The 4767-nt window shown below is 72.5% G+C and carries 5 protein-coding genes and 1 pseudogene; 2 read left to right on the forward strand and 4 right to left on the reverse strand.

Annotation, left to right across the window (positions count from 1 at the left end; translation table 11 throughout):
• Positions 1–389 precede the first annotated feature (389 nt).
• Positions 390–710 carry a hypothetical protein gene (locus H5J30_RS17965; RefSeq protein ID WP_220189053.1) on the reverse strand — a complete coding sequence of 107 codons (321 nt, stop codon included), beginning with the start codon at positions 708–710 and terminating at the stop codon, positions 390–392.
• Between the two features lie 36 nt (positions 711–746).
• Between H5J30_RS17965 and H5J30_RS36800 the strand changes: the two are divergent.
• Together H5J30_RS36800 and H5J30_RS17970 are read left to right on the forward strand one after the other, a co-directional pair.
• A pseudogene (locus H5J30_RS36800) lies at positions 747–1078 on the forward strand (tetratricopeptide repeat protein); the annotation flags it as partial.
• A gap of 13 nt (positions 1079–1091) precedes the next feature.
• Positions 1092–1610 (forward strand): NUDIX domain-containing protein, encoded by a 519-nt coding sequence (locus tag H5J30_RS17970; protein ID WP_309505560.1) that lies wholly within the window; start codon positions 1092–1094, stop codon positions 1608–1610.
• Between the two features lie 44 nt (positions 1611–1654).
• On the opposite strand, the gene H5J30_RS17975 is transcribed toward H5J30_RS17970, so the two are convergent.
• From H5J30_RS17975 to H5J30_RS17985, 3 genes are all read right to left on the reverse strand, one after another.
• Positions 1655–2722 carry an ABC transporter permease gene (locus H5J30_RS17975; RefSeq protein ID WP_181788435.1) on the reverse strand — a complete coding sequence of 356 codons (1068 nt, stop codon included), beginning with the start codon at positions 2720–2722 and terminating at the stop codon, positions 1655–1657.
• Complete coding sequence (locus H5J30_RS17980) at positions 2719–3444, reverse strand: ABC transporter ATP-binding protein (protein WP_181788436.1); 726 nt, start codon at positions 3442–3444, stop codon at positions 2719–2721. The genes H5J30_RS17975 and H5J30_RS17980 overlap by 4 nt, the downstream gene beginning before the upstream one ends.
• Positions 3445–3585: 141 nt before the next feature.
• Positions 3586–4767 (reverse strand): extracellular solute-binding protein (locus H5J30_RS17985; RefSeq protein WP_181788437.1); only part of this gene is annotated, 1182 nt, incomplete at its 5' end.

Consider the following 4767-nt stretch of genomic DNA (forward strand, 5'->3'; position numbering starts at 1 on the left):
CCCGGCCGCCCCGTCCGCGGGGCTCCGCATCCGTAGTCCGGGTCGAGGGTGCCCGCTCCCTCCGGGCCACCCATAGCCGCTGGTCTTTTACGGGCCGGAGTCCGGTGTCAAGGGTGGGGCGAAGCCCCATCGCGCAGCGACGTTCCCGCAGCGAAGCGGAGGGAGCGCCCTTGACACCGGGCGGAGGCCCGCACACTCCCAAGCGGGGTGGCCCGGGGGGAGCCCCAACGACACAGCTACTCCCTTTGCCGATCCCCCGTTCACCGGCTGCCCTACGCACCACCGCCACCCGGCGCCGTACCCGCGTTCACCGACCCACCTCACGCAGCACCGCCCACCCCGGCGCCGTACCCCCGCACCCGGGTCCCGCACCCGCACCACGTAGCAGCTCAGCACCCCGCCGCACGGGCGACACCGGCAGCGTGCGGCGAGGAGTCATCGGACCGCCTCTGTGGAGGCGGTATCACTCGTGGCCGGACGACCCCCTCGATCAGCTCGGGCAGGCCGTCCGCTTCCGGCGCCAGGGGGGTGCAGGTGTCGCAGCGGGTTCTGTCGGTGAGGTCGTCCGGCTTCAGTTGCGCGGCTTCGCCGAACTGGCGCAGGTCGAGCGTGATGTCCGCGACGGGGATGGGGCCGTGCCTGTAGGTGAAGCTGGTGACGTGGACCGCCGGGGGGCGGTTCGGATGCTCGGGGCGGACTCCTGACGGCACCTGCGGCTGCTCGGCCCTGTTTTCGACCCTGCCGTTATCACCCACGCGCGAGCCTTCGCTGCCACCAACGAAACGACACCCGCTGCCCGCGCCCTCCTGGCCGCAGAAGACGCCCTGCCGAACAGCAGCACCGCGATGCCTTGGTCCGCTGGGATCCCGAGAAGTACCAACGCGTCCATGCCCTCACCCATGCCGACCTCGGCGACAGCCTCTGCGCCCAGGCCCGCGCCGACGAAGCCATCGCCGCCTGGAGCACCCTGGACCTGATGAACGGCATGGCCTCCGACCGCACCCGAAAGGCGATCGCCTCGATCCGCGCCACCCTGGCGATTTACCAACGCCGAAAAGTCCCCGGCGCCGCCGATCTACGGGAGGATCACCGTGGCCCAGCCGCACACCGACGATCACCCACGCGCTCTCCAGCCCGCCACCGACTCCATGACGCTGCTCGTCGCGGCTGTCATCGTCCATGACAAGGCAACCAACCGGGTCCTCCTTCTACAGCGCGGCCCACAGGCCAAATTCGCCCGAGGACAGTGGGATCTGCCGGTAGGGAAATCCGACCCCGGAGAGCCCATCACCGCAACGGCTGTGCGCGAGTTGTACGAGGAGACCGGCGTCACAGTAGACCCCCAGGGGCTACAGGTGGCCCACGTGATCCACGGTGCCTGCGGAGTGGAAGCTCCCAGCGGATTCCTGACCATCGTGTTCACCGCTCACACATGGACCGGCGTGGCGGAGAACCGCGAGCCCCGCAAGCATGCCCAGGTGAGCTGGATCGACTTCGATTCCCTCCCGGAAGACTTCGTCGAGACCACCGCCAGTGCGCTGCACCGGTACCTGGAGAACGGCCCACAGGTCTCTCTCCACGGCTGGGCGCAAAAGGCGACGCTTCACTGAGGCTGACCGGAGGCGGCAGTCGGGCCGCGTGCCGGGGCCGGGAGTTATGCCGCGTCCCAGCGGAACAGCCGGTGCGCCAGTGCCGTGAAGACCGCCGCCGTCAGCAGCAGCACGCCCATCGTCGGCAGCGCGTCCGACCAGCTCCCGCCGCGGGTGAGCACGTCCTGCATCGCCTGTACCAGGTGCTTCAGCGGCAGCGCCTCGGAGATCGTCCGCACCCACGGCGGCGCCTCGTCGAGCGGGAAGAACGAGCCGGACAGGAACGCCATCGGCAGCACGACGATCTGCGCCAGCCCGTTGGCGGCGTCCTCCGTCTTCGCCCACGCGCCGATCGCGAAGCCGATCGACATGAACGCCACGCTGCCGCAGGCCACCAGCGGGATCACCAGCCACCAGTCGCCGTCCAGCTTCAGCCCGTAGTACGGGATGGTGGCCACCAGCAGGAAGATGGCGGTCTGGCCGAAGGCCAGCAGCATGTTCACGCCCAGGCGCGCGGAGATCACCGGTCCGGCGCGCACCGGCGCCAGCCACAGCCGCCGCAGGATGCGCTTCTTGCGCCAGTTGACCAGCCCGAGCGCGGCGCTGAACACCCCGCCCATCGCCACCGCCCAGCCCAGCAGCCCGGGGGTGAAGTACTGGATGGCCTGCAGCGACTCGTCCTCGACCTGCCCGCCGGTCAGCGTGTACGCGGGCTCCTGCCCGGTCGCCGCGATGCTGGCCTGGTCCACGACGGACCGCAGCACCCCGCCGACGCTGCCCGCCCGCACCGGGTCGGCGGCCGAGACGCGCATCTGCACCTTGCCGCCGGGCTCCTCCCACACGGCCGCGTCGGCGTCGCCGTCGCGCACCTTCGCCAGCGCCTCGGCCCGGTCCCCGGACTTCTCGATCTCCAGTACGCCGTCGAGGTCCGCCCGCGCCTTCGCCGGCAGCCCGTCGAAGACCTCGACGGCGCCGACCTGCACCACCGTGGCGCGGGAGACGCCCGCGTCCTTGAAGAGCGCGCCGAACAGGGCGAGGAACATCAGCGGGAAGATGAGGATGAAGAACACGGAGGCGCGGTCGCGCAGCAGCCCCAGCGCCATGGCCTTCGACAGGCTGACGAACGGCTTCACTCGCGGTACTCCCGCCCGGTCAGCTGCAGGAACACGTCCTCCAGCGAGTCCACTTCCAGCTCCGCGACCAGCTCCGCGGGCGCCCCGATGCGCAGGATGCGGCCCGCGTCCATCACCGCGACGCGGTCGCAGAGCACCTCGGCCTCGTCCATGTAGTGCGTGGTCAGCACGACCGTGCGGCCCGCGGCGTTGATGCCGCGCAGCAGGTCCCACAGGTTGCGCCGGGCCTGCGGGTCGAGGCCGGTGGTCGGCTCGTCGAGGAAGACCAGCTCGGGGTCGTGCACCAGCGCGCAGGCGATCGACAGCCGCTGCGCCTGGCCGCCGGAGAGCTTGTCCTCGCGGGTGCCGGCCTTCTCGGTGAGGCCGACCTCGCCGAGCATCGCGTCGGCCCGCTCGTCGCCGATGCCGTAGAGGGAGGCGAAGGTGCGGATCTGCTCGCGGGCGGTCAGCTTCTCGAAGAACGCCGACGCCTGGAGCTGGACGCCCATGCGCCGCAGCAGCGCCGGGTTGCGCGGCCAGGACGGCTCGCCGAGCAGCACCGCGCGGCCCTCGTCGGGGCGGCGCAGGCCCTCGACCATCTCCAGGGTGGTGGTCTTGCCGGCGCCGTTCGGCCCCAGCAGCCCGAAGAACTCGCCCTCGCGCACCTCGAAGCTGACGCCGTCGACCGCGCGCACGTCGCCGTAGCGCTTGCGCAGGTCCTGGACGGAGATCGCGGTCGCCATGCGGCCGACCCTAGTGGCGGAGGCCGGGCCTCGGGAGGGGCGGGGCGCCGTCTGTGCAGTTCACGGCCGATTCGCGGCCGGTGCGACGCCGGTACGGAGCCGGTACGGGGACGGGCGGCCGGGCCCGTACCGGGCGGCGGATCAGCCGCAGATGCCCGTCATCCACGGCCGCCGCTTCTCGAACTCCTGCACCTTCTGGATGCTGCGCAGCCACGGCAGCGGGTCGGGACCGTCCGCCGCGAGGTACTGCAGCGCCGCGTCGTAGAACGCGTCGCGCACCGCCGGCGGCATCACGTCGGAGGCGTCCAGGCAGCGCGGCAGCGCGGTGTCCTCCAGGTCGCGGACGATCCGCTGCGTCACCGCGTCCGCCGTACGCGGCATGCCCCGCGCGGAGTTGGCGCTGTACACCGGGGACTCCGAGGAGGCGGCCCAGACCCGCTGCCCCTCGCGGGAGGCGAGGAACCGGAACACCTCCCGCGCCTTGGCCCGGTCGTCGAAGAGCGCCGCGAAGTCGCCGCTCACCTCCCGCCCGCGCGGCACCGTCGCGCCCGGCAGGTACGCGGTCGAGGGCGCGTAGTCCGCGCGGCCGTCCGCGTCCCCGTACAGGTCGCGGGCGAACGAGCCCTGGTGCTCCGCCACACACCGCTCGTCGGTCTCCGCCCGCCCGCCGAACAGCAGCCCCGCCGCGCCCGCGGCGCCCCGGTAGTCGTTGAGCAGCGCCCAGCGCGCCGGACCGGTGCCGTCCGACTTCATCAGCTCGCCCCACGCCGTCCACGCCCGTACCACGGGCTCCGCCGTCCACTCCAGCTCGCCGCGGGCCCAGCGCGCGTACGTGCGCGGCCCGGCGGTCTGGAGCAGCAGGTCCTCGATCCAGTCGCTGCCCGGCCAGCCGGCGGCGCCGTCGTCGCCCATGCCGACGCACCACTCCCGGGCCCCGACGAACTCCGGCCTGCCGTTGGCCGCCCGGTACCAGACGATGCTCTTCAGCGCGGCCCGCACCGGCACCCAGTAGACGTGCCTGCCGGACTTCCCGGTGGCCCGCGGCGTCCACGGGGCGTCGTACTGCTCCGGCTCGTAGAGCCCCCGCCCGTCGAGCGGTTCGAGCCGGCCCTCGGCGGCGTACACAGCCAGCTCCCCGGGTCCCGGCATGATCACGATGTCCGGCGGGGTGCCCGCCTGCGCCTGGGAGAGCAGCACCTCGCGCTGGGCGGCGGTGCCCTGGTAGACGTAGTCGAAGCCCCGGCTGTCCAGCAGGTCTTCGAACGTGTCCTCCTGCGGGCCGGTCCACGGCCCGAGCACGGTGACCGGGCGGTCCGCCGTCTC

It is taken from the genome of Streptomyces phytophilus, from assembly GCF_013870535.1.
Classification (GTDB): domain Bacteria; phylum Actinomycetota; class Actinomycetes; order Streptomycetales; family Streptomycetaceae; genus Streptomyces; species Streptomyces phytophilus.